The following is a 22,947-nucleotide window of genomic DNA, read 5'->3' on the forward strand; positions in this document are numbered from 1 at the left end:
GAATCGGTTCACCCCGGCCGCGCTAGGCTGCGCGGCGTGCCGAACCTCCGCGATGACCACTGGACCGCCCCGGTCGCGGGCGCCTCTCTGGACGCCGCGGTGCGCGTCCCCGGATCGAAGTCCATCACCAACCGGGCCTACGTGCTCGCCGCGCTCGCGAGCGCGCCCACCCGGGTGCGCCATCCGCTCGATTCGCGCGACACCCGGCTGATGCTCGGCGCGCTCGCCTCGCTGGGCGCGCGGTCGGAAGAGACCATCGACGGCTTCCTCGTGCACCCGCTCGGCACCATCAGCGGCCGCGGCGACGAAACGACCGTCACCCTCGGCAACGCCGGCACCGTCGCCCGGTTCACGCCCGCGCTCGCGACTTTGGGCGACGCCTCGGTCCAGTTCGACGGCGACGAGGCGATCCGCCGCCGTCCGATCGACCCGCTGCTGGCCGCGCTGCGCAAGCTCGGCGCGCGGATCGACGACGGCGGACGCGGCGCGCCGCCGTTCACCGTGCACGGCACCGGCGGGCTGCGCGGCGGCCGGGTGGACCTCGATTCGTCGGCGTCGAGCCAGTTCCTGTCCGCGCTGCTGCTCGCCGGTCCGGCGTTCGAGCAGGGCGTGACCGTGCGGCTGGTCGGCGGAGCCCCGCCGAGCGAACCGCACATCGCGATGACGCTGGACATGCTGCGCCGGTTCGGGGCCACTGTGGAGCGTTCCGGCGCGGAATTCCACGTGGAGCCGGCGAAACTGTCGTGCCCGGAGTACGTCGTGGAGCCGGATCTGTCCACCGCGGCCCCGTTCGTGGCCGCCGCGGTGGTCGGCGGCGGGACGGTCCGGGTGCACGGCTGGCCGAAGCAGACGACGCAGCCGGGCGACTGGCTGCGCGGCCTGGTGACCGAACTGGGCGCGAAGGTCACGCTGGACGACGACGGGCTGTCGGTCACCGGCGGCGGCGCGTTCCCCGGCATCGACCTCGACCTGCACGAGGTCGGCGAGCTGACCCCGGTCATCGCGGCGATGCTGTGCTTCGCCGAGAGCCCGTCGAGCATCACCGGCGTCGCGCACCTGCGCGGCCACGAGACGGACCGGCTCACCGCGCTGGCCACCGAACTGTCCGGCCTCGGCGCGGGCGTCACCGAACTCGAGGACGGACTGGAAATCACTCCCGCCCCGATGCACGGCGGCGTTTTCCACACCTACGAGGACCACCGGCTGGTGATGGCCGCGGCGGTGCTGGGCCTGCGCGTGCCCGGCGTGCTGGTCGAGAACCCGGAGACGGTCGGCAAGACGTTCCCGAAGTTCGTCGAGACGTGGAGCGACCTCGTCAGCTGAGCACCCGGCGGATCTCCTCGGCCACCACTTCGGGTTCGGTGACCGGCACCAGGTGCCCGGATTTCTCCGCGATCCGGTGCCGCCCGCCCGGCGAAACCCGTTGCGCGTGCGCGGCATTCGCCTCCGCGCGCACCGCGTCGTTCATCCCGTCGCCGGCGCGCCCGCCGGACACCACCGTCACCGGATAATCGCCTCGCGCGGGCGGGTTCACCCGCCATTCCGCCAACTCGTCAAGGAAGGTCCGCGCCTGCTCGGTCTGGGTGCGTAACACTTGGGGCGTAAAGCCTTCCCTGAGAAGGTCGCGCCGGACGTCCTCCGGAGCAGCGCGCACCATGGGGCGGTACAAGAACTTCAGCAATCCGGTCGCCGCCAGGATCCGGCCAATGCGCAGGAGTTTTCGTTCGGTACTGCGGAATCGGGGCGAGAACAGCACATCCGCGGCCTCGTCGGTCGGATCGACCAGGACGAGCCCCGCGATTTCCGCCGCGGTCCGGGACGCGGCGAGCCGCACGATCGGTCCCCCGGCGCTGTGCCCGGCGAGCACGTACGGCCCCGGCCCGAAGTGGCTCAGCAGGTCCACGAGATCGTCGGCCATCCGGTCCAGCGTGCGCCCGGACGGATCCGGCGCACTGCGCCCGAGCCCGGACCGGTCGTACACCACCGCCCGCGCGAACTCGCCGACCAGCGGCTGCACGAGCCCCCACGACGACCGGCTCGCCGCCGCTCCCGCCTCGAACACGACGGTCGGCCCGGACCCGGGACCGGGCAGCACCATCGCGTACAGCCGCCGTCCGTCCCTTGCGGACACCCACTCCGGCTCGCCCTGCACGTGCGCCACCAGCGACCCCCTCCGCTCGAAGTTAGGGTCACCTTACTAGAGATCAGCCCGCCGGACGCTCGCCCTGCTCGTCGTCCCCGAACAGATCGCGCAACGTCACCGCCCGGTTGACCCGCACATGCTCCGCCGCGTACTCGCGCGCCCGCTCCACGTCGCCGGACCCGATCGCGTCCACCAGCCGCCGGTGCTCGTCGAGCAGTTCGGCCCAGTGCTCGTTCTGGCTGGTCAGCCAGCGCAGCTGACCTTCGAGCGGGTGCAGCATCGTGGTGAGCAGGCGGTTGCCCGCGATGGCGATGATCTCGTCGTGCAGCCTGCTGTTGACCTCGGCGATCCGCGCCCCGTCACCACCCTGAGTGACCCGCGCGGACTCCGCGAGCAGCCGCTCCAGCCGGCGCATCTCCGGCTTCCCGGCGCGTTCCGCGGCGCGCGCGGCGGCGAGGCTCTCCAGCGCCTCCCGGACGTCGAACAGCTCCTCGACGTCCACCCGGGCCAGCTGCCGCACCACCACCCGCCGGGGCGAGGGCACGACCACGAACCCCTCGGACTCCAGGCTCCGGATCGCCTCGCGCACCGGCACCCGCGACACTCCGAGATCGTCGGCCAATTCGCGCTCGACCAGCCGGTCCCCCGGCTTCAGTCGTCCGGTCAGGATCCGCTCCCGCAGTTCGTCGAGCACCCGGGCGCGCGTCGCCGCGAGCGGCTGCCGCTCCTCCGTGCCGCCCACCCGTCCCCCTCTCGCCGACACTGGACAGGCGCCGAGTTTATCGGGAAGAGGGTTGACGCAGCAGCCGCGCGGCGCGATATTTGGGATCCCAAGTTTGGGATCCCAAAGCTGCCGGCACGTCGACCGGAGGTCTGCAATGACGCAAGCCCCGTCCACCGAAACCAGCGCGACCGTCCAGCCCGAACCCGATCCGCGGCTGTGGAACGAGGACCTCGCCCCCGCGAAGGAGCGGCGCTGGAAGGTCTACGACATCTTCGCGCTCTGGATGTCGGACGTGCACAACCTCGGCAACTACACCTTCGCCGCCGGGCTGTTCGTGCTCGGCCTGTCGGCCTGGCAGGTGTTCACCGCGCTGCTGTTCGGGTTCGTGATCATCTTCTTCGGGATGAACCTGATGGGCCGGATCGGGCAGCGCACCGGTGTCCCGTTCCCGGTGGTCGCGCGGATCAGCTTCGGCACCTACGGCGCGAACCTGCCCGCGCTGATCCGCGCCGTGATCGCGATCTTCTGGTACGGCATCCAGACCTACCTCGCGAGCGTCGCCATCACGCTGCTCGTACTGGCGATCGATCCCGGCCTGAAACCGTTGACCGAACACAGTTTCCTCGGCCTGCACGCGCTCGGCTGGATGTGTTTCGTGGCACTGTGGCTCGTGCAGGCGCTGGTGCTGACCCGCGGCATGGAGGCGGTGCGGAAGTTCCAGGACTGGTGCGGCCCGCTGATCTGGGTCGTGATGATCGCGCTCGCGGTCTGGATCCTCGCGGCGAGCGATTGGCACATCTCGTTCACCAGCAGCCCGCGTCACCTGTCCGGCGGCGAGCAGGTGCGGCAGTGGTTCGGCGCGGCCGGGCTGATCCTGTCCACCTACGGCACGCTGATGCTCAACTTCTGCGATTTCTCGCGCAACGCCCCGGACCAGAAAACGGTGCGGCGCGGCAACTTCTGGGGCCTTCCGGTGAACTCGACGGCGTTCGCGCTGCTGTCGGTGATCGTCACCGCGGGCAGCCTGCAGGTGTTCGGCGAGGCGATCACCGACCCCGCCGAACTGCTCGCCCGGGTGCACAACACGCCGGTGCTGATCGTCGGCGCGCTGACTTTCGCCATCGCCACCATGGGCGTCAACATCGTCGCGAACTTCGTCTCCCCCGCCTACGACCTCGCCAACATCTGGCCGAAGCGGATCTCGTTCACCATCGGCGGGATGATCAGCGCCGTCGCCGCGCTGTGCGTGCTGCCGTGGAAGCTGTACTCGTCGCCGGTGGTGGTCAACTACTTCCTCGGCGGGCTCGGCGCGTTCCTCGGCCCGCTGTTCGGGATCATGATCGTCGACTACTACCTGATCCGCCGCGGCAAGGTCGACGTCGAGCAACTGTTCGTGCGCGACGGCAAGTACCCCAAGGTAAACCCGCGCGCGATGGTCACCTTCGTGCCGTGCGCCGTGCTGTCCGCGGTGATCGCGCTCGTGCCGTTCTTCGCGCCCGCCGCGCCCTACTCCTGGTTCCTCGGCACCGCCAGCGCCGGATTGCTCTACTACGCCGTTTCGTACCGCCAGCGGAGGGCTTGATGCGGATCCTCGTCACCAACTGCAACACCACCGAGGCCATGACGAAGGAGATCGAGGCCGGGGCGCGGGCGGCAGCCGGCCCCGGCACCGAAATCCTCGCCCTGACCCCGAAGTGGGGCCCGGAATCCGCGGAGGGCTGGCTCGACAGCTTCCTGTCCGCCGCGGCCGTGCTGGACCTGTTGCGCACCACCGAGGAACCCTTCGACGCGGTCGTGCTCGCCGGTTTCGGCGAACACGGCCGCGAGGGCGCGCGGGAGCTGCTGGACGTCCCGGTCGTCGACATCACCGAAGCCGCCGCGCATCTCGCCGGGCTGCTCGGGCGCCGGTACGGAGTGGTGACGACACTGGACCGCACGTGCGGCCTGATCGAGGACAGCCTGCACTCGGCCGGGGTGGACCGGAACTGCGTCGCGGTCGTCGGGACCGGGCTGAGCGTGCTGGAGCTGCGCGACGAAGAGCGCACCGAGTCAGCGCTGCTCACCGCCGGGCTGCGCGCCCGCGACGCTGGCGCCGAGGTGCTCGTGCTCGGCTGCGCCGGGATGACCGGACTGGACCGCAAGATGTCCGCGATGCTCGACGTCCCGGTGGTCGACGGCGTCGCCGCCGCGGTCCGGCTCGCGGAATCCCTGGTGGCGCTGGGATTGCGCACCAGCCGCGCCGGGTCCTACGCCCGCCCGCTCGACAAGCACCGGACCTGGCCCGGCGCGTGACCGCTCAGGCCCGGACCGGAACTCGGGCCCGGCCGGTCAGCGCCTTGCTCCACGGCAGCCGCCGCAGCACCTCGACGATCGCGAAGGTCAGCGCCACCGTCGCCGGATACGCCACCAGCGTCGTCCACGGCGCGCCGTACCGGTCGCCGACGAAGACGAACAGCGGGTCCAGCAACGCGATCGCGATCGGGTGGGTGAGGAACACCGCGAACGACCGGTTCACCGCCCAGGACACGAACCGCCCGCCGCGCTGCCTGCCCGCCGCCCAGCGCGCGCCCGCCAGGTAGATCCCGGCGATCGCCGCGATGAACCACGGGATCAGGTACGGGCGGAAGGCGTCCGAAGCCATCTCCGGCCACTCGCCGAAACGGACGCTCACGAAGTAGCCGGTCTCCGCGACGACCAGCCCGCCCGCCATCGCCAGCAGGACCCACCGCGAATGCGCGCGCAGCCAGGCGTGCACCGCCTCGAAATGCAGCGCCGCCGCGGTGCCGAGCACCATGTAGAACTGGTACACGACGAAAGTCGCGAAAAACTGGCTCACGAAGCCGTAGCCCAGCGCAGCGGGCGGATAGCTCATGAAGATCGCCACCGCGATCTGCACCGCGCCGGACACCGCGAGCACCGTCCACGGACGGCGGCGGATCAGGCCGAACAGCTTCGCCAGCACCGGGAACAGCAGGTACACCTGCAGCGTCACCAGCATGAAGTACATGTGGTACCAGGCGTTCCCGGTGAGCAGGTCAAGCCCGAGCGTGCGCAGCTGCGCGCTGATCGATCCGAACGGCTGGTCCGAGGTGAGGACCGAATAGCCCCGGTAGATCACCGTCCAGACCACGTACGGCACCGCGACCAGCGGGAACCGCCTGCGCCAGAACTTCCCCGCGGGCACCGGCCGGTCCCGGTACTGGAACACGAGCACGAACGCGGTCAGCGCGAAGAACGCCTCGCGGGTCAGGTGCAGCGGCGTCTGGAACGCGTCGGCGACGACGTCCTGCTGGATCGTCGTGGAGCCGATCACGTGGATGAGGATGACCAGGGCGAAGGTGATGACCCGGTACGCGTCGAGCTGACGCAGGTGCGGCGATCGGGCGGGCGCCGGCTCGTCCGCGCGGACGAGCGGGATCTCGGTAGTGGTCATCGTTCGGCCGTGCTCCCGGGGTCGTTGGCGCTCATCGTGCCAGGCTCTCGTGCGCAGCTGTGAGCCACCCATGATCTTCCTGAGACCCGGCTGATGCCGCACGGAACGGGTGTCGGGTCAGCCACACCCGTACGGGTGAACCGGCGCCGCCCGGCGGTCCGGACCACTCGCCCCGCTTGGAACAGGCCGTTCGTCGGGCCTTTCCGGACACTTCACCACAAAACGCCCACGCCTGAAAATTGGTCTAGTCCACAGTATTGACTCCGGCTGTGCCCTGGTTCACATTCGAATGCGGGCCGGCCCCCGCTCCTGCAGTGATCACCCGATGTCCGACGCTTGCCGCGCATTCCGGTGCGGCGAGCGGACTTCGCTTGTGCGAGGGAGAACCCTTATGCCCCACCGGACCCTGAGACCGCTGGCCGTGGCCTGCGCCGCCGTGGCCGCCGTGGTCGTGGCCGGTCTCACCATCCTGGCCCGGCCCGCCCCGGCGACCGCGACGCCCGCGCCTTCCTCAGGAGGCCTGCGCATCGCCTACTTCGACCAATGGAGCATCTACCAGAACGCCTACTACCTCAAGAACGTCGACAAGATCGCCGACAACATCGACTACCTGCTCTACGACTTCGAGAACATCCACCCGACCGACCTCACCTGCTTCGAGACGACCAAGGCCACGACCCCGGACCCGGAGGGCGAGGACGACCCGAACGCGGGCGACGGCGCGGGCGACCAGTTCGCCGACTACCAGAAGTCGTTCGGCGCGGACATCAGCGTCGACGGCACGGCCGACACCTACAACATGCCGATCGTCGGCAACTTCCACCAGCTGCAGGAACTCAAGGCGCGGCACCCGAACCTGAAGGTGCTGCTGTCGCTCGGCGGCTGGACGTACTCGAAGTACTTCTCCGACGCCGCGGCCACCGACGCCTCGCGCAAGAAGTTCGTCAGCTCCTGCGTGGACATGTTCATCAAGGGCAACATCCCCGCCGCGGGCGGTTTCGGCGGCCCCGGCACCGCCGCGAACATCTTCGACGGGTTCGACATCGACTGGGAGTACCCGGCGCACCCCGGCGGGCACAAGGGCAACCACTACAGCCCGAACGACACGCAGAACTTCACCAAGCTGCTCGCCGAGTTCCGCGGCCAGCTGGACGCGCTGGGCGGCAAGCACTACGCGCTCTCGGCCGCCCTGCCCGGCGGCCAGGACAAGGTCGCGAAGATCGAGACCGACAAGATCCACCAGTACATGGACTTCGCCGACCCGATGACCTACGACATGCACGGCGCGTGGGACAAGACCGGCCCGACGAACTTCCAGGACCCGCTCTACCCCTCGCCGAACGACCCGTCCCCGACCATCCCGCCGGGCACGGAGAAATACGACACCGACTCGGTGATCAAGGCGTACACGCAAGGAGATCCGGCGTACGGCATCCCCGGCGGATTCCCCGCGTCGAAGCTGACCCTGGGCATCCCGTTCTACTACCGCGGCTGGACCGGCGTGCCGGCCGGCTCGAACCACGGGCTGTACCAGACCGCGACCGGTCCGTCCGCGCCGCATCCGTTGAGCGGCAACGTGCCCGGCGTCGCGATGTACAAGGAACTCCTGGGAGTGGTCGACAACCCGTCGACTACGTTCTGGGACCCCACAACGCAATCCGCGTGGTTCTACGACGGGACGAGCTTCTACGGCGGCTCGTCGAAGCAGTCGATCAAGGCGCGCACCGACTACATCCATTGCAACGGCCTCGGCGGCGCGATGATGTTCTCGCTGTACGACCTCGATCCGTCCTCAACGCTGTTCCACGCGGTCGTGGACGGGCTCGCCGCGCCGACGGAGAACTGCTCCGGCCCGCCGACGACCACCCCGACCACGCCCACCAAACCGACGACCCCCACCACCCCGACTACGCCGACCACTCCGACGACCCCGACCACGCCCACTACGCCGACCACTCCCACGACTCCGCCGAACCAGTGCACGGCGCCGGCTTGGGACTCCGGGAAGGTGTACAACGGCGGCGCGGTCGTGTCGTACAACAACCACACCTGGACGGCGAAGTGGTGGACGCAGGGCGAAACGCCCGGCACCTCGGACGTCTGGTCGGACAACGGAGCCTGTTCCGGCGGAGGCGGTCCCACGACCGCGTGTCCGGCGGCGTGGAGCAGCTCCCAGTCCTACAACGCGGGTGCGGTGGTGTCCTACAACGGGCACCGGTGGTCCGCCAAGTGGTGGACGCGGGGCGAAACACCCGGCAGCGCGTCGGTCTGGGCCGACAACGGCACCTGCTGACCCGCGGTAACGCATGAGCCGGCGGCGGTACCGGGTTTCCTCACCCTCGAAGGGAACCCGGTGCCGCCGCCGGCTGTTGTGCGGGAGGCGGAAAGCCAGTCAGTTGCCCGAAGTCGCGACGCCCGGCGCGATCGCCTGCGCGTTGCCCGCGATCCCGTAGCGGCCCGAGCCGCCGTTGAGCTGTTCCTGCAGCGCCAGCACGGTCGCGACCCGGCCTGCCGCCGAGTCCGCGTTGTCCACAGTGGACAGGATCGACGTCGCCGAGGTGTCCGCGCGGACCACGCCGATCGGGCCGGTGCCCTCGGCCGAACCCGGGTCGCCGGCGAGCACGGCTCCCGCGCCGGAGCGGTCCATCTGCGTCGCGAACCGCGCGATCGTCGCCGCCCGGTCGCCCGCGCCGTCGCCGGTCTGCTGCGAGCCGGTCAGCACGATCGCCAGCTGCGCGGGCTGCACGCCCTGGCTCGGCTTCACGAAACCGCCGTCGGTCAGGCCGCCGAGCGCGGCGGCCAGCTCGTCGCCGCTCGACTGCGGCTTCGCGCTCGCCTTGTCCAGCAGCAGCGTCGAACCGAGCAGCGCGCCGGCGAGCGTGCCGGAGTCGCCCGCGGTCGGGAACTTCGCCCCGGCCGGCTGCAGCCGCGTGACGACGTCGCGCAGCTGGTCGGCCTTCGCCGGGTCGGTGAACGCGCTGGTGAGCTGCAGTTCGCCGGTCACCGAGGCGCCGGACTGGCCGACGAGCTTCTTGAGCGCGTCGCGGTCGGCCGGGCGCGCGTCCTGCGTGGTGACGATGACGACGCTGCGCTTGTCCAGCGCGCCCGCGACGACCTTCGGGCCCATGGTCCCGGCGAACGCGTCCGCGTCGGACAGCCGCGCGTTGAGCGCGTTGCGCTGCGCCTCCAGGTCGGCCACCTGCGTGCCGAGGTCTTTCTTCTGGTCCGCGAGCCCGGACAGCAGCGAACCGTTGAGCGCGGTCGAGCCCAGCACCACGCCGACGGCCAGCGCCAGGAAGCACGCGGTGATGGAAACGATGTGGTACCGCAGGGAAATCACGTGAAGAGACCCTTCACCCAGGCGACGAACGTGGACCAGGTGTGCTGGATCCACTCGAGATAGACGGAGCCGACGTCGGAGACCAGCAGCGCGGCCACGACGACGACGATGGCGGCGAGGACGAGCAGCGCGACCGCGCCGAGCGACACCCGGCTGCGGTGCAGCGTCGCGACGGCCTTGCCGTCGACCAGCTTGGTGCCGAGCTTGAGCCGCGTGAGGAACGTGGACGGGTTCGACCCGGACCGGCCGTGGTCGAGGAATTCCCGCAGCGTGGCCTGGAATCCGACGGTGACCACGAGGCTCGCGCCGTGCGCGTCGGCCAGCAGCAGGGCCAGGTCCTCGGAGTTGCCGGACGCGGGGAAGGTGACCGCGCCGATGCCGAGGTCCTGGATCCGCTCGACGCCCGGCGCGTGCCCGTCCGGCTGCGCGGGGACGACGACCTCGCCGCCGCTGCGCAGCGTCGCGGTGCCGATCCCGGTCGGGTCGCCGACCACGACGTCGGGCTGATAACCCTGCGCGCGCAACGTGTCCGCGCCCGCGTCGACGCCGATCAGCACCGGCCGGTGCTCGCCGACGTACTTCTTGAGCTTCTTGAGGTCCTCGGCGTGCCCGGTGCCGCCCGCGACGACCAGCACGTGCCGGTCGCGCACCGGGACCTTCAGCTCCGGCACGCCCACGCCGTCGAGGATCAGCGTCCGCTCGCGGCGGAGGAACTCGATCGTGTTGGCGGAGAAGGCTTCCAGCTGGGTCGACATCCCGGCCTTGGCCTCGATCATCTGGTCGGCGACGCTTTCCGCGGTCTGCTCGACCCCGGTCGCCAGCTGCCGTTCGCCGAGGTACACCGCGCCCTCGTGCACGCGCAGCTTCGTGCCGTCCTTGACCGAGCGCAGCAGATCGCCGCCGACCGAATCGATCAGCGGGATGCCCGCCGCCACCAGGATTTCCGGGCCGAGGTTGGGGAACCGGCCGGAAATCGACGGGGACGCGTTGACCACCGCGGCGACCTCGGCGGCGACCAGCGCGTCGGCGGTGGCCCGGTCGAGGTCGAGCTGGTCGAGCACGACGATGTCGCCGGCGCTGACCCGGCGCAGCAGTTCGCGCGTGCGCCGGTCGACCCGCGCGACACCGATGACGCCGGGGAGGGCTTCGTGGTTCCGCGCGAGAAGACCAGTGAGCTTCATGTGGCTGATGGTGACAAATTTGTGCCTGCGTGGAGAGCCGACGCGCCGAAGCGGACATGACTCGTTGTGGTGAGCCATGTCGCGCCGGATGCGGAGCCGGGGTTACTGAGCCGATCGTTGCCCATCCGACCACAGCCACGGCCTCATGGCTTCGCGGGACCGGTTACGTCGCCTGGTCGGGGGTCGGCCTACTTTTGGCCGGATGAGCAACCGGGCGGTCCGCCCGCCCCGAAATCGAGGTTGGACCAGGGACTCGCGGGATCGTTCAGCAGCCGGTGGCGGACCCGCGCGGCCGACGCGTACTCCGGCCCGAATTCCTCGCCGTCGAGCGCGAGCAGCCTGCCCAGCACGTATCCGGTGGACAGTTCCGCCCACGATTCGTGGTAGCGGCGGGCGACCGCGCCGGCCTCCAGCACCATCAGCTCGGCGGTGAGCGCGTCGCAGTACCCGACCGCCAGGCCCCAGCGCGCGAGTTCGACCGCGCGCCCGATGTCCCAGCCGATGATGCTGTCCACGACCCCGTCCGGCTCGAGCAGGCCGTCGGCCCGGAACCGCTGCTCGTACCGGACGATCCGGCGCACCGCGTCGACGAGCGGCTCGATCTGCTCCTCGGCGTCGTTGTCCGCGCACCACTGCCGGACCAGCTCGACCCAGCCGTACACGTCCAGCGCCAGCCCGCTGCGGGCGCGCAGCACGAGCACCAGGTTCCCGGTGGTGAGCTGGTAGGAATCGCCGAGCAGCCGGTCCATCGCGGCCCGCCAGCTCGCCGCGTCCGCGACGCCCCACCAGTCGCGCAGGCCGCGGACCTCGGCGACGTAATCGTGGTAGCGCGCGTCGAGCACGTTCCACGGCTCGGCCGACAGCACCGCCTGGTGCGCGCCGCACGCCAGCGCGTGCGCGACCGGACCGTCCAGCAGCCCGTAGCGGGCCGTGTAAAGCCGCTCGACCTGCTGCTCCACCGCGGTGACCCGATGCGGATTCGCGTCGACCCACGGCAGCACGGCCGCCGCGCTCACCCGCCATTCGCCGAGCGTGCCGCGGTTGAACACGACCTGCTCCCCCGCTCCGAGACCGTGCGTGGCCCAGTCGAGATCGCCGCTCAGGAACACCACGTCCGCGCCGAAATCCGGCAGCGCGCCGCGGGTGAACACCTGCAGCGCGGGTTCGCCGTCGTGCGCGCAGCAGACTTTCGCGGGCGACCACGTCCGGTCCCGGGCGAGCCGCTCCGCCTCGGGCCGGTGGATCGGCACGAACAGCTCCTCGTCGCCGAGGAGCGCGAGAAAGCGGTCGAGATCGTCCTCCCGCCGCGCGCGGGCGAGTTCGGCTTCGACGTCGGCCAGCGTGGCCCAGGTCATGGAATCCGCCTCAGCCCTTCTTCGCGCGCTTGCGCTTCGCACCGGCGTTCTTCGCTTTGTCTTTTTCCGCGAGGGCGAGCAGTTCCTCGGCGTGCGCGCGGCCGGTCTCGGTGCCGTCCATGCCCGCGAGCATCCGGGCCAGCTCGCGCACCCGGTCGCCCTGCTCGAGCGTTTTCACCCCGCTGCGCGTGACGCCGCCGCTGGTTCCCTTGTCCACCACCAGATGCTGGTCGGCGAACGCGGCGACCTGCGGCAGGTGCGTGACCACCAGGACCTGGTGCGTGCGCGCGAGCCGGGCCAGCCGCCGTCCGATCTCCACCGCGGCCCGGCCGCCGACCCCGGCGTCGACCTCGTCGAACACCAGCGTCTGCACGGTGTCCGCGTGCGCCAGCACGACCTCGATCGCCAGCATCACGCGGGAAAGCTCACCGCCCGAAGCGGCCTTGTGCACCGGCAGCGGAGGCGCGCCGTTGTGCGCTCGCAGCAGCAGCTCCACCTCGTCGACGCCGTCCGGGCCCGCGTGCACCGCGTGCCCGTCGATCGCGAGCGCCTGCCTGTCGCCGTGGTCTGCCGGACGCTGTTCGACGGTGATCTCCAGCTCCGCCTGGCCCATCGCGAGACCGGACAGCTCCTTGGTGATCGCCGTGGCCAGTTCGGCGGCCGCCTTGCCACGCGCGGCGGAAACCTCAGTGGCGTGCGAGACCAGCTCCACGGCCAGCTCATCACGCCGCAAGGCCAAGGCCGCTAGTGCTTCTTCGGAGGTGTCCATCGACTCGAGCCGGCGCCGCGCGTCCTCGGCCCACGCCAGCACCCCGTCGACGTCCGCGGCGTACTTGCGGGTGAGCCGTTTGAGATCGGCCTGGCGCGCGAGCACCTTCTCCAGCAGCGCCGGGTCGGCGTCCAGATTCTCGACGTAGCTGCCCAGCTCCGCGCCGACGTCGCTCAGCAGCGTGGAGGCTTCCTCCAGCCGCGGCACGAGGTCGCGCAGCGCGGCGTCCTCGGCCGACACCAGCCGCCGCACCGCCTCGCCGACCAGGCCGAGCGCGCCCGGCGCGTCCGGATCGCCGTCCTGCGCGCCGGACACCGCCGCGTGCGCCTCGGTGGCCATCGCGCGGAGTTCGTCGACCGCGGCGAGCCGTTTGATCTGCTCGGTGAGTTCGACGTCCTCCCCCGGCTCGGGCGCGACCGCGTCGATCTCGTTCAGACCGTGTTTCAGCAGGTCCGCCTGCTGCGCCATCTCCCGGGAGCGGTTGGACCGTTCGCTCAGCTCGGTGAGCACGGCCAGCCATTCCTCGCGGACCCGGCGGTACTCCGCCAGCGGCGCGCCCACCGCCTCGCCGGCGAACCGGTCGATCACCGCGCGCTGCTCGGCCGGGCGCAGCAGCCGCAGCTGGTCGTTCTGCCCGTGCACGGCGATCACCTGCTCGGACAGCTCGGCCAGCACCCCGACCGGCACCGACCGGCCGCCCAGATGCGCCCGCGAGCGCCCGTCGGCCGCGACCGTGCGCAGCGCGATCACGCTGCCGTCCTCGTCGACGTCGGCCCCCGCGTCGGTGACGATGCGGCCTGCCGCGTCGTCCTTGCCCACGGTGAACCGGCCCTCGACGAAGGCCTTCAGCATTCCGTTCCGGACCTTCGACGCCTCGGCCCGCCCGCCCGAGAGCAGATGCAGCCCGGTGACGACCATGGTTTTGCCCGCACCCGTCTCACCGGTGACCACGGTGAAGCCCGCGTGCAGTTCCAGCAGGGCTTCCTCGATGACTCCGAGGCCCTGGATGCGCATCTCGGCCAGCACGACGCATACGGTAGCGGCCCGCACCGACCTTCTGTGCGTTCGAGGTCCGCTAACTCTTCTTTTCGCTGGTCGAACACTTGTGCGGGCGCGTCGCGCTAGCGGTCTCCCGAGCGCCGGTCGCGCCAGCTGCGCACCGGCAGGCCGAACTTGTACACCAGCCGGTCGGTGAACACGCCGTCCCACAGCCGGACCAGCCGCACCGGCCGCTTCCCGCACACCACGCGCACCAGCGCGCCCGGCGGCAGGTCGAACGACCGCAGCCCGTCGCAGGTCAGCACGGCTTTCGGGCCGGTCGGGTCGATGCCGACGCTGATCACCGATTCGGGCGACACGACCAGCGGCCGGGAGAACATCGCGTGCGCGTTGCTCGGCACCACGAGCAGCGCCTCGACGTCCGGCCACAGCACCGGCCCGCCCGCGGAGAACGCGTACGCGGTGGAGCCGGTCGGCGTCGCGCACAGCACGCCGTCGCAGCCGAAGGACGACACCGGGCGGCCGTCGACCTCGATCAGCGCGTCGAGCACCCGCTCGCGGCTGAACTTCTCGACGCTGGCCTCGTTGAGCGCCCAGGTCCGGTAGATCTCGGCGCCGTCGGCGGTGACCGTGACGTCGACCGTCATCCGGTCCTCGACGTGGTACTCGCGGTCGACCACGCGCTGCACCGCGTCGGCGAGCGCGTCCGAATCGGCCTCGGCGAGGAAGCCGACGCGGCCGAGGTTCACGCCGAGCACCGGCACCTCGGCCGGACGGGCGAGTTCCGCCGCGCGCAGCAGGGTCCCGTCGCCGCCGAGCACGAACACGAGTTCGGCCCCCTCGGCCGGATTGTGCTCGGGCGCGACGACGGTGCACGGCTTGGCCATGCAGCCGTCCGGGTCGATCAGCTGAAGAACGTCCTCGTCGAGCACGCGAAGCCGGATCCCGGCCTTCGCGAATCGCTGGGACACCTCGCGGGCGGCCTCCCGGGTGGTGTCCCGGTCGGGGTGCACCACGAGGAGCACTTCACGTTCGGCGGTCACTGGGGTCCTTCCTGGACTGCGGTGCGAACGAGCCGCTCGGCGTCCTCGCTGCCCGCGTCTTCCTGCTCCGTTTTGCGGAGCCACACGAAGTATTCGACGTTCCCGGACGGTCCCGGCAACGGGCTCGCGACGACCCCGCGCAGCGACAAGCCGAGCTTCGCGGCTTCGGCGAGCACACCCAGCACGGATTCGACGCGCAGTTCCGGATCGCGGACCACGCCGCCGCTGCCGAGCCGGTCCTTGCCGACCTCGAACTGCGGTTTGACCATCGGCAGCAAGTCCGCGCCGTCGCGCGCGCACGCGGCGAGCGCGGGCAGCACGAGCTTCAGCGAGATGAAGGAAAGGTCGCCGACGACGAGATCGACCTGGCCGCCGAGCATGTCCGGGGTCAGATTGCGGACGTTCGTGCGGTCGAGAACCACGACGCGGTCGTCGGTCTGCAGCTTCCAGTCGAGCAGCCCGCGCCCGACGTCCGCGGCGACGACCTTCGCCGCGCCGTTGCGCAGCAACACATCGGTGAAGCCGCCAGTGGACGCGCCCGCGTCGAGACAGCGGCGGCCTTCGACGGTCAGCCCTTCGGGGCCGAAACGCTCAAGCGCGCCAAGGAGTTTGTGCGCGCCGCGCGACGCCCAGCCCGGGTCGTCCTCGTCCTTCACGACGATCGGCGCGTCGTTTTCCACGCCGGTGGCGGGTTTCGTGGCGACCATGCCGCGCACGGTGACCTTGCCGCCGGTGATGAGCGCGGAGGCTTGTTCGCGGGAGCGCGCGAGCCCGCGCCGCACGAGTTCCGCGTCGAGCCTGGCCCGTTTGGCCACGCCGGTCAGACCTTGTCGATGCTGGACAGGGCCACGGTCAGCTCGGTGTGCACGGCCTCGAACCGGTCCACGTGCTCGGCGGGCGGCAGCGTGTCGAGGTCGTCGAGCCCGGCGACGGCCTCGTCGATGCCCGCCCGCGGGTCAGTCTGCTGCGGGCCGGGTCCGGGGATCGGCGGGGGTCCGGGAACCGGCCGCGGAACGTTCGGGTGCACGGCCCCAAACTACCAGTCAGGCGAGCCCGAGCCCGGCCGCTGCCGCCGCGGCCGCGTCGCCGTCCGCGCGCACCTGCGCGATCCCGGTCCGCCACGCCGAATCGCACAGCGCGCGCAGCAGGTCGAGCTTGTCGCCTTCGCCGCGAACCGTCAGCACGTCGCCTTCGCTGATCTCCCAGCCGGGCCGCTTGCCGACGCGCAGTTCGTCCACCGGCTGCTTGAGCGCGGTGAGATCGGCGCCGAGATGCGTCGGCCGTTCCGCTGGGATCGCGGTGAGCAACGTCGCCGGAGTCGCGATGCCGGTGAGGACGCACAGCGAATCCAGCCCCGCCGCGACCGCGCCCGCGATGTCGGTGTCGAGCCGGTCCCCGACCACCAGCGGACGCTGGGACTCCGCCGACCGCGCGGCCGTCTCGAACAACAACGGCTGCGGCTTCCCCGCGACGACCGGCTCGGCGCCGGTGGCGATCCGCAGCGCTCCGACCATGGACCCGTTGCCCGGCATCAGCCCGCGCTCGGTGGGCAGCGTGGAGTCGGTGTTCGTGGCGACCCACAGCCCGCCGGCCCGGATCACGATGCTCGCCTCGGCGAGGTCCGCCCATCCGGTCTCCGGCGAATGTCCTTGCACCACCCCGGAAACGTCGTCGCCCGCAGTCCGCACCGGCTCCAGCCCTGCCGCGACGAGCTGATCGCCGAGCGACGCCGTGCCGACGACGAGCACCTTCGCCCCGGACGGCAGCCGGTCCCGCAGGAGCGCGGCCGCCGCCTGGGCGCTCGTGTGGACCTCTTCGGTGTCCGCGGAGATCCCGAGGTCCCGCAGGTGCTGCGCGACCGCCGAGGGGGCCTTCGACGCGTTGTTGGTCACGAACCGGACCGCCGTGCCCTGCTCGCGCACGGCGGCCACCGTCTCCGCGGCCCCATCGATCACGTTCGGACCGTGGTAGACGGTGCCGTCGAGATCGAACAGCAGCGCGTCGTAGGCCACGTCAGTCATCCGACTCGGTCGTCTCGTTCGACTCGTTCGCCAGATCGGCGGCCCGCTCGGCAGCGTCGGTCTCGTCCTCGGCGTCGGCCTCAGCCGCGTTGAGGAACCACTGCACGGCCTCTTCCTTGCGCCCAGCCGCTTCGAGGTTGTCGGCGTAGGCGTAGAACAGGCGCGCGCTCCACGGGTCGCGCTTGCCCGCTTCGAGGTCCGGCCCCTGCAGCGACACGACCGCCGCGTCCAGCTGCCCGAGATCGCGCCGCGCCCCCGCCGCGACGATCGCCAGCTCGACCTGGGTCCCCTTGGTGAGCCGTTCCTTGTCGGTCTCCTTGGCGAGGTCCAGCGCGCGCTCCGGACGGCCGAGCGCGCGCTCGGCGTCCGCGATGATCGCGATGTGCTCGTCGCTGCGCGTCATCCGCCGGACCGCGCGCAGCTCCGACAGGGCTTCCTGCCAGTTGCCCGCGTGGTAGGCGACCAGCCCGAGCCCCTCGCGCACGATCGGCACCCGCGACGCCTTGGTCTTCGCGTACCGAGCGTGCTCGAGCGCGGCCTCCGGATCGCTGTCGACCAGCCCGCCGGCGGCGACCAGGTGCTTGCCGACGGTCTCCGCGAGCCCCTTCGGCAGCGTCCGCAGCTCGCGGCGGACTTCCTCGTCGAGGTCGGAGAACTCGATGTCCTCGGGCAGCTCCGGCGCTTCGAGCAGCTCGCGGGCGAGTGCCGCGTCCTGCTCCTCCACGGTGACCGGCCGCTTGGCACGCGGACGGTCGTCCCTGCGGTCCCTGCGTTCGCCCCGGTGCTCGCGACGCTCCGGCCGCTCGCCCCGGTCTTCACGGCTGCCGCGCTCCCGGCCCTCAGCCGCCTCACCACGAACGTCCTGCCCGGCCCGGTCCCCCGCACCCGACTCGACGCCAGCTGTCACGTCCTCGGCAACCGCGGACTCCTCGACCGAAGCCTCGTTGTCGCGCCCCCGGTAACCGTCGTCCTGACGGTCGTTCCGGAATCCGCCGTCGCGCTGGTCCTTCCGGTACCCGCCGGAACGCTCGTCCCGCTTGTCGTCGCGCCGGTTGTCCCGATAGCCGGACCGGTTGTCCCGATCCCCGCGGTACCCGTCCTCGTCACGCCGCTCGTTGCGGAACCCGCCCGAACGGTCGTCCCGACGCTCCCCGCGATCGTTGCGGAACCCGCCCCGATCCCCGCGATTGCCGCCGGACCGCTCGTCCCGGAATCCCCCGGACCCTCGGTTCCCGCCACGGAATCCGCCGTCACGCGAACCACGGTCGTCCCGGTACCCGCCGCGCGATTCCCGGTCACCGCCAGGCTTCCCGCCCCGATCGCCGCCGCGCGATTCCCGGTTGCCACCGGACTTCCCGCCACGGTCATCCCGGTAGCCACCACGCGATTCCCGGTCACCACCAGGACGTCCGCCACGGTCGTCGCGGTAACCGCCGCGCGAATCCCGGTCACCACCGGACTTCCCACCGCGGTCATCCCGGTAACCAGGCCTGCCTCCGCGATCGTCGCGGTAACCAGGCTTCCCGCCACGGTCGTCCCGGTAGCCCGGCTTCCCACCGCGATCATCGCGATAGCCCGGCTTCCCGCCACGGTCATCGCGGTAACCAGGCTTGCCCCCACGGTCGTCCCGGTAACCGGGCTTGCCTCCGCGGTCGTCCCGGTCGCCGTAACCGCCGCGCCGATCGTTGTCGCGGAATCCGCCGGATCCGCGCCGATCGTCGCGGAAACCGCCGCCCTGGGAGTCCTTGCCGCGGTATCCGGACGAGCCACGCCGGTCGTCGCCGCCCGAGTAGCCGCCGCGACGGTCGTCGCCACCGCGCCGGTCGTCGTTCCACCGCCCGCCGGACCGCTCCCCGTAGGAAGACTTGCCCTGCGGCCGGCCGCCGCGATCGCCGTACGACTTGCCCGCTCCGCCGGAGCCGTAAGAGGGACGGTCACCGTAGGACGAGCGCCCCTCCGGGCGCCCGGAACGGTCCCCGTACGAAGACTTGCCGCCCGGACCGCCGGACCGCTCGCCGTAAGAAGATTTGCCCTGCGGACGGCCGGAACGGTCGCCGTAGGAGGATTTGCCCTGCGGGCGGTCGAACTCGCGCTTGCCGCGGGGGCGGAAGTCGCGGTCGTCGTCGCGCTTGCCGGCGTAGCCGCGCTGCTCGCGCGGTCCGTCGCCGTGGCCGGGGCGGCCGGCGAACCCGCCGGAGCCGCGTGCACCGCGATCGTCTCGGCGGGGCCGGCCCTGGTGGCCGCTGTCCCGCCCGCCGCGGTCCTGCCGCGCGCCGCGCCGGTCTCCCCGGGGCGCGTCGGACCGGCCGCCGCGGGAGTCCTGGTCGCGGCGAGCCGACCGACCGGACCCCTCATCCGCTGAGTCACGTCGACCGAACTCGGACACCTGGCCTCCTGCCATAGACAACTCTGGAATTCTGAAGACGGCCCCGTGCGAGGGGCCGATTGACTATCGTACGGGGCCGTTCGGCGCAAGCCGCGCGCGGGCGGCCCGGACGCGAACATGAGTCTGGGCCCCGGGAGAACCAGCGGGTTCTCAGACCGGGGCCCAGACTTTCCATGTTGAGTTCGGCGGTGTCCTACTCTCCCACAACCCTTCGGTTGCAGTACCATCGGCGCAGTCAGGCTTAGCTTCCGGGTTCGGAATGGGACCGGGCGTTTCCCTGACGCTAAAACCACCGAAACACTCCGAAACAACACACACCCCCCACCTTGGTGGGAGCCGGTGTGGTGTTTCAGAACCGTAGAGTGGATGCGTAACATCTTCGTGGGCAAGTCCTCGGCCTATTAGTACCAGTCAACTCGACAACACATTACTGTGCTTCCATTTCTGGCCTATCAACCCAATCGTCTCTTGGGGGCCTTAACCCACAAAGGGGTGGGATACCTCATCTTGGAACAGGCTTCCCGCTTAGATGCCTTCAGCGGTTATCCCTTCCGAACATAGCCAACCAGCCATGCCACTGGCGTGACAACTGGCACACCAGAGGTCCGTCCGTCCCGGTCCTCTCGTACTAGGGACAGCCTTCCTCAAGTATCCTGCGCGCGCGGCGGATAGGGACCGAACTGTCTCACGACGTTCTAAACCCAGCTCGCGTGCCGCTTTAATGGGCGAACAGCCCAACCCTTGGGACCTACTCCGGCCCCAGGATGCGACGAGCCGACATCGAGGTGCCAAACCATGCCGTCGATATGGACTCTTGGGCAAGATCAGCCTGTTATCCCCGGGGTACCTTTTATCCGTTGAGCGACACCCCTTCCACCAGGAGGTGCCGGATCACTAGTCCCGACTTTCGTCCCTGCTCGACATGTCTGTCTCACAGTCAAGCTCCCTTGTGCACTTGCACTCGACACCTGATTGCCAACCAGGCTGAGGGAACCTTTGGGCGCCTCCGTTACCCTTTAGGAGGCAACCGCCCCAGTTAAACTACCCATCAGGCACTGTCCCTGAACCAGATCATGGTCCGAGGTTCAGATTCCCAATCCGACCAGAGTGGTATTTCAACAACGACTCCACCCGAACTAGCGTCCGAGCTTCACAGTCTCCCACCTATCCTACACAAGCCGAACCGAAAACCAATACCAAACTATAGTAAAGGTCCCGGGGTCTTTCCGTCCTGCCGCGCGTAACGAGCATCTTTACTCGTAATGCAATTTCGCCGGGCCTGTGGTCGAGACAGCCGGAAAGTCGTTACGCCATTCGTGCAGGTCGGAACTTACCCGACAAGGAATTTCGCTACCTTAGGATGGTTATAGTTACCACCGCCGTTTACTGGCGCTTAAATTCTCAGCTTCACCCACAAAGTGAGTTAACCGGTCCTCTTAACGTTCCAGCACCGGGCAGGCGTCAGTCCATATACATCGTCTTGCGACTTCGCATGGACCTGTGTTTTTAGTAAACAGTCGCTTTCCGCTGGTCTCTGCGGCCAACCACCGCTCCACTTGCGTGAAGCTTCACGGTGCTTGGCCCCCCTTCTCCCGAAGTTACGGGGGCATTTTGCCGAGTTCCTTAACCACAGTTCACCCGATCGCCTTGGTATTCTCTACCTGACCACCTGTGTTGGTTTGGGGTACGGGCCGTGCATGCACTCACTAGAGGCTTTTCTCGACAGCATAGGATCACCCGCTTCGCCTCAAACGGCTACGCATCACGTCTCAGCCTCATGGAACACGGATTTGCCTATGTTCCGGCCTACGCGCTTGCACCAGGACAACCATCGCCTGGCGGAGCTACCTTCCTGCGTCACCCCATCGCTTGACTACTACGGAATCAGGTCCCACGCTCCACACACCCGATCCGCCCGAAGGCTTCACGAGTGGCTTCGGGTGGTTAGTGTCAACCGCCTCGCCATGGGCGCACATGCTCGGGTACGGGAATATCAACCCGTTGTCCATCGACTACGCCTGTCGGCCTCGCCTTAGGTCCCGACTTACCCTGGGCGGATTAGCCTGGCCCAGGAACCCTTGGTCATCCGGCGGCAGAGTTTCTCACTCTGCATTCGCTACTCATGCCTGCATTCTCACTCCCGCACCCTCCACGACTCGCTTCCGCGGCCGCTTCCCTGGATGCAGGACGCTCCCCTACCCATCCATGCGACTGGATGACCCCCGAAGGAATCACCGATCTATTGCATGAATGACACAGCTTCGGCGGTGTGCTTAAGCCCCGCTACATTGTCGGCGCAGGACCACTTGACCAGTGAGCTATTACGCACTCTTTCAAGGGTGGCTGCTTCTAAGCCAACCTCCTGGTTGTCTGGGCAATCCCACATCCTTTCCCACTGAGCACACACTTAGGGGCCTTAGCTGGTGTTCTGGGCTGTTTCCCTCTCGACGACGAAGCTTATCCCCCGCCGTCTCACTGCCGCGCTCTCACTAACCGGTATTCGGAGTTTGGTTGATTTCGGTAACCCGGTAAGGCCCCTAGACCATCCAGTAGCTCTACCCCCGGCAAGAAACACGCGACGCTGCACCTAAATGCATTTCGGGGAGAACCAGCTATCACGGAGTTTGATTGGCCTTTCACCCCTACCCACAGCTCATCCCCTCAGTTTTCAACCTAAGTGGGTTCGGGCCTCCACGACGTCTTACCGTCGCTTCACCCTGGCCATGGGTAGATCACTCCGCTTCGGGTCTAGACCACGCGACTCAATCGCCCTCTTCAGACTCGCTTTCGCTACGGCTACCCCACCCGGGTTAACCTCGCCACGCAGCACTAACTCGCAGGCTCATTCTTCAAAAGGCACGCCATCACCCCACAGGGCTCTGACGGCTTGTAGGCACACGGTTTCAGGTACTCTTTCACTCCCCTCCCGGGGTACTTTTCATCTTTCCCTCACGGTACTCGTCCGCTATCGGTCTCCAGGAAGTATTTAGGCTTACCGGGTGGTCCCGGCAGATTCACAGCAAATTCCACGAGCTCGCTGCTACTCGGGAACACCGTCACACAACACAAACACAGTTTTCGCGTACGGGGCTCTCACCCGCTCCGGCCCGCCGTCCCAAGCGGTTCCGCTAACCATGCCGCATCACGCCCAGAGTGTCAGCTCTGAGAAGACAGGTCCCACAACCCCGACCACACAACCCCTGACAGGTATCACATGCAATCGGTTTAGCCTCTTCCGCTTTCGCTCGCCACTACTCACGGAATCACTTTTGTTTTCTCTTCCTGCGGGTACTGAGATGTTTCACTTCCCCGCGTTCCCTCCGCACCGGCTATATATTCACCGGCGGGTAACACCACATCACTGGTGCTGGGTTTCCCCATTCGGAAATCCTCGGATCACAGCTCGGTTGACAGCTCCCCGAGGCATATCGCAGCCTCCCACGTCCTTCATCGGCTCCTGAAGCCAAGACATCCACCATGTGCCCTTAACAACTTGACCACAAAGATGCTCGCATCCACTCTACAGTTCTCAAACACCACACCAGAAACAACG

16 protein-coding genes and 2 rRNA genes are annotated in these 22,947 nt (G+C 69.2%); 4 read left to right on the plus strand and 14 right to left on the minus strand.

Annotation, left to right across the window (positions count from 1 at the left end; genetic code table 11):
* The first annotated feature begins 36 nt into the window (after nt 1–36).
* Complete coding sequence (aroA, locus tag RPX00_RS41390; RefSeq protein ID WP_406633915.1) at nt 37–1,323, plus strand: 3-phosphoshikimate 1-carboxyvinyltransferase; 1,287 nt, start codon at nt 37–39, stop codon at nt 1,321–1,323.
* Here aroA and RPX00_RS41395 read toward each other — a convergent pair.
* On the minus strand, nt 1,316–2,161 hold the full coding sequence (locus RPX00_RS41395) for an alpha/beta fold hydrolase (protein ID WP_406633917.1): 846 nt from the start codon (nt 2,159–2,161) through the stop codon (nt 1,316–1,318). The genes aroA and RPX00_RS41395 overlap by 8 nt on opposite strands.
* A gap of 43 nt (nt 2,162–2,204) precedes the next feature.
* Nucleotides 2,205–2,885, minus strand: a complete 681-nt coding sequence (locus RPX00_RS41400; protein WP_406633919.1) for a GntR family transcriptional regulator — start codon at nt 2,883–2,885, stop codon at nt 2,205–2,207.
* A gap of 136 nt (nt 2,886–3,021) precedes the next feature.
* Between RPX00_RS41400 and RPX00_RS41405 the strand changes: the two genes are divergently transcribed.
* Entirely contained in the window at nt 3,022–4,449 is a 1,428-nt protein-coding gene (locus RPX00_RS41405; protein WP_406633921.1) for an NCS1 family nucleobase:cation symporter-1, read from the plus strand.
* Complete coding sequence (locus RPX00_RS41410) at nt 4,449–5,159, plus strand: aspartate/glutamate racemase family protein (RefSeq protein WP_406633923.1); 711 nt, start codon at nt 4,449–4,451, stop codon at nt 5,157–5,159. The genes RPX00_RS41405 and RPX00_RS41410 overlap by 1 nt, the downstream gene beginning before the upstream one ends.
* 4 nt (nt 5,160–5,163) lie before the next feature.
* Here RPX00_RS41410 and RPX00_RS41415 read toward each other — a convergent pair whose 3' ends face one another.
* A complete protein-coding gene (locus RPX00_RS41415; protein ID WP_406633925.1) occupies nt 5,164–6,300 on the minus strand; it encodes an acyltransferase in 1,137 nt (378 codons plus the stop codon).
* Between the two features lie 391 nt (nt 6,301–6,691).
* Between RPX00_RS41415 and RPX00_RS41420 the strand changes: the two genes are divergently transcribed.
* Nucleotides 6,692–8,593 (plus strand): glycosyl hydrolase family 18 protein, encoded by a 1,902-nt coding sequence (locus RPX00_RS41420; RefSeq protein ID WP_406633927.1) that lies wholly within the window; start codon nt 6,692–6,694, stop codon nt 8,591–8,593.
* 99 nt (nt 8,594–8,692) lie between these two features.
* Here the strand turns inward: RPX00_RS41420 and RPX00_RS41425 are convergent, their stop codons facing one another.
* From RPX00_RS41425 to RPX00_RS41475, 11 genes are all read right to left on the minus strand, one after another.
* Nucleotides 8,693–9,640 (minus strand): copper transporter, encoded by a 948-nt coding sequence (locus tag RPX00_RS41425; RefSeq protein ID WP_406633929.1) that lies wholly within the window; start codon nt 9,638–9,640, stop codon nt 8,693–8,695.
* Complete coding sequence (gene steA / locus RPX00_RS41430; protein ID WP_406633931.1) at nt 9,637–10,821, minus strand: putative cytokinetic ring protein SteA; 1,185 nt, start codon at nt 10,819–10,821, stop codon at nt 9,637–9,639. Before steA ends, RPX00_RS41425 begins: the two co-directional genes overlap by 4 nt.
* A 188-nt stretch (nt 10,822–11,009) precedes the next feature.
* Nucleotides 11,010–12,176, minus strand: a complete 1,167-nt coding sequence (locus tag RPX00_RS41435) for a DUF1266 domain-containing protein (protein ID WP_406633933.1) — start codon at nt 12,174–12,176, stop codon at nt 11,010–11,012.
* A 10-nt stretch (nt 12,177–12,186) separates the two neighbouring features.
* On the minus strand, nt 12,187–13,971 hold the full coding sequence (gene recN / locus RPX00_RS41440) for a DNA repair protein RecN (protein ID WP_406633935.1): 1,785 nt from the start codon (nt 13,969–13,971) through the stop codon (nt 12,187–12,189).
* 95 nt (nt 13,972–14,066) lie between these two features.
* Nucleotides 14,067–14,987, minus strand: a complete 921-nt coding sequence (locus RPX00_RS41445; RefSeq protein WP_378305400.1) for an NAD kinase — start codon at nt 14,985–14,987, stop codon at nt 14,067–14,069.
* The gene (locus tag RPX00_RS41450; protein ID WP_406633937.1) at nt 14,984–15,802 is read right to left on the minus strand and encodes a TlyA family RNA methyltransferase; all 819 of its coding nucleotides are present in this window, start codon (nt 15,800–15,802) and stop codon (nt 14,984–14,986) included. Before RPX00_RS41450 ends, RPX00_RS41445 begins: the two co-directional genes overlap by 4 nt.
* Before the next feature lie 5 nt (nt 15,803–15,807).
* Nucleotides 15,808–16,014: a hypothetical protein gene (locus RPX00_RS41455; protein ID WP_009079580.1), complete on the minus strand. Its 207-nt coding sequence runs from the start codon at nt 16,012–16,014 to the stop codon at nt 15,808–15,810.
* Nucleotides 16,015–16,030: 16 nt separating this feature from the next.
* On the minus strand, nt 16,031–17,008 hold the full coding sequence (locus RPX00_RS41460) for an HAD-IIA family hydrolase (protein ID WP_406633939.1): 978 nt from the start codon (nt 17,006–17,008) through the stop codon (nt 16,031–16,033).
* Nucleotides 17,001–19,394, minus strand: coding sequence for a hypothetical protein (locus tag RPX00_RS41465; protein ID WP_406633941.1), 2,394 nt, complete (start codon nt 19,392–19,394; stop codon nt 17,001–17,003). Before RPX00_RS41465 ends, RPX00_RS41460 begins: the two co-directional genes overlap by 8 nt.
* Nucleotides 19,395–19,574: 180 nt before the next feature.
* Nucleotides 19,575–19,691 (minus strand): 5S ribosomal RNA (gene rrf / locus RPX00_RS41470).
* Between the two features lie 84 nt (nt 19,692–19,775).
* Nucleotides 19,776–22,893 (minus strand): 23S ribosomal RNA (locus RPX00_RS41475).
* Nucleotides 22,894–22,947 lie beyond the last annotated feature (54 nt).

Origin of the sequence: Amycolatopsis sp. WGS_07 (assembly GCF_045278895.1) — a bacterium.
GTDB lineage: Bacteria > Actinomycetota > Actinomycetes > Mycobacteriales > Pseudonocardiaceae > Amycolatopsis.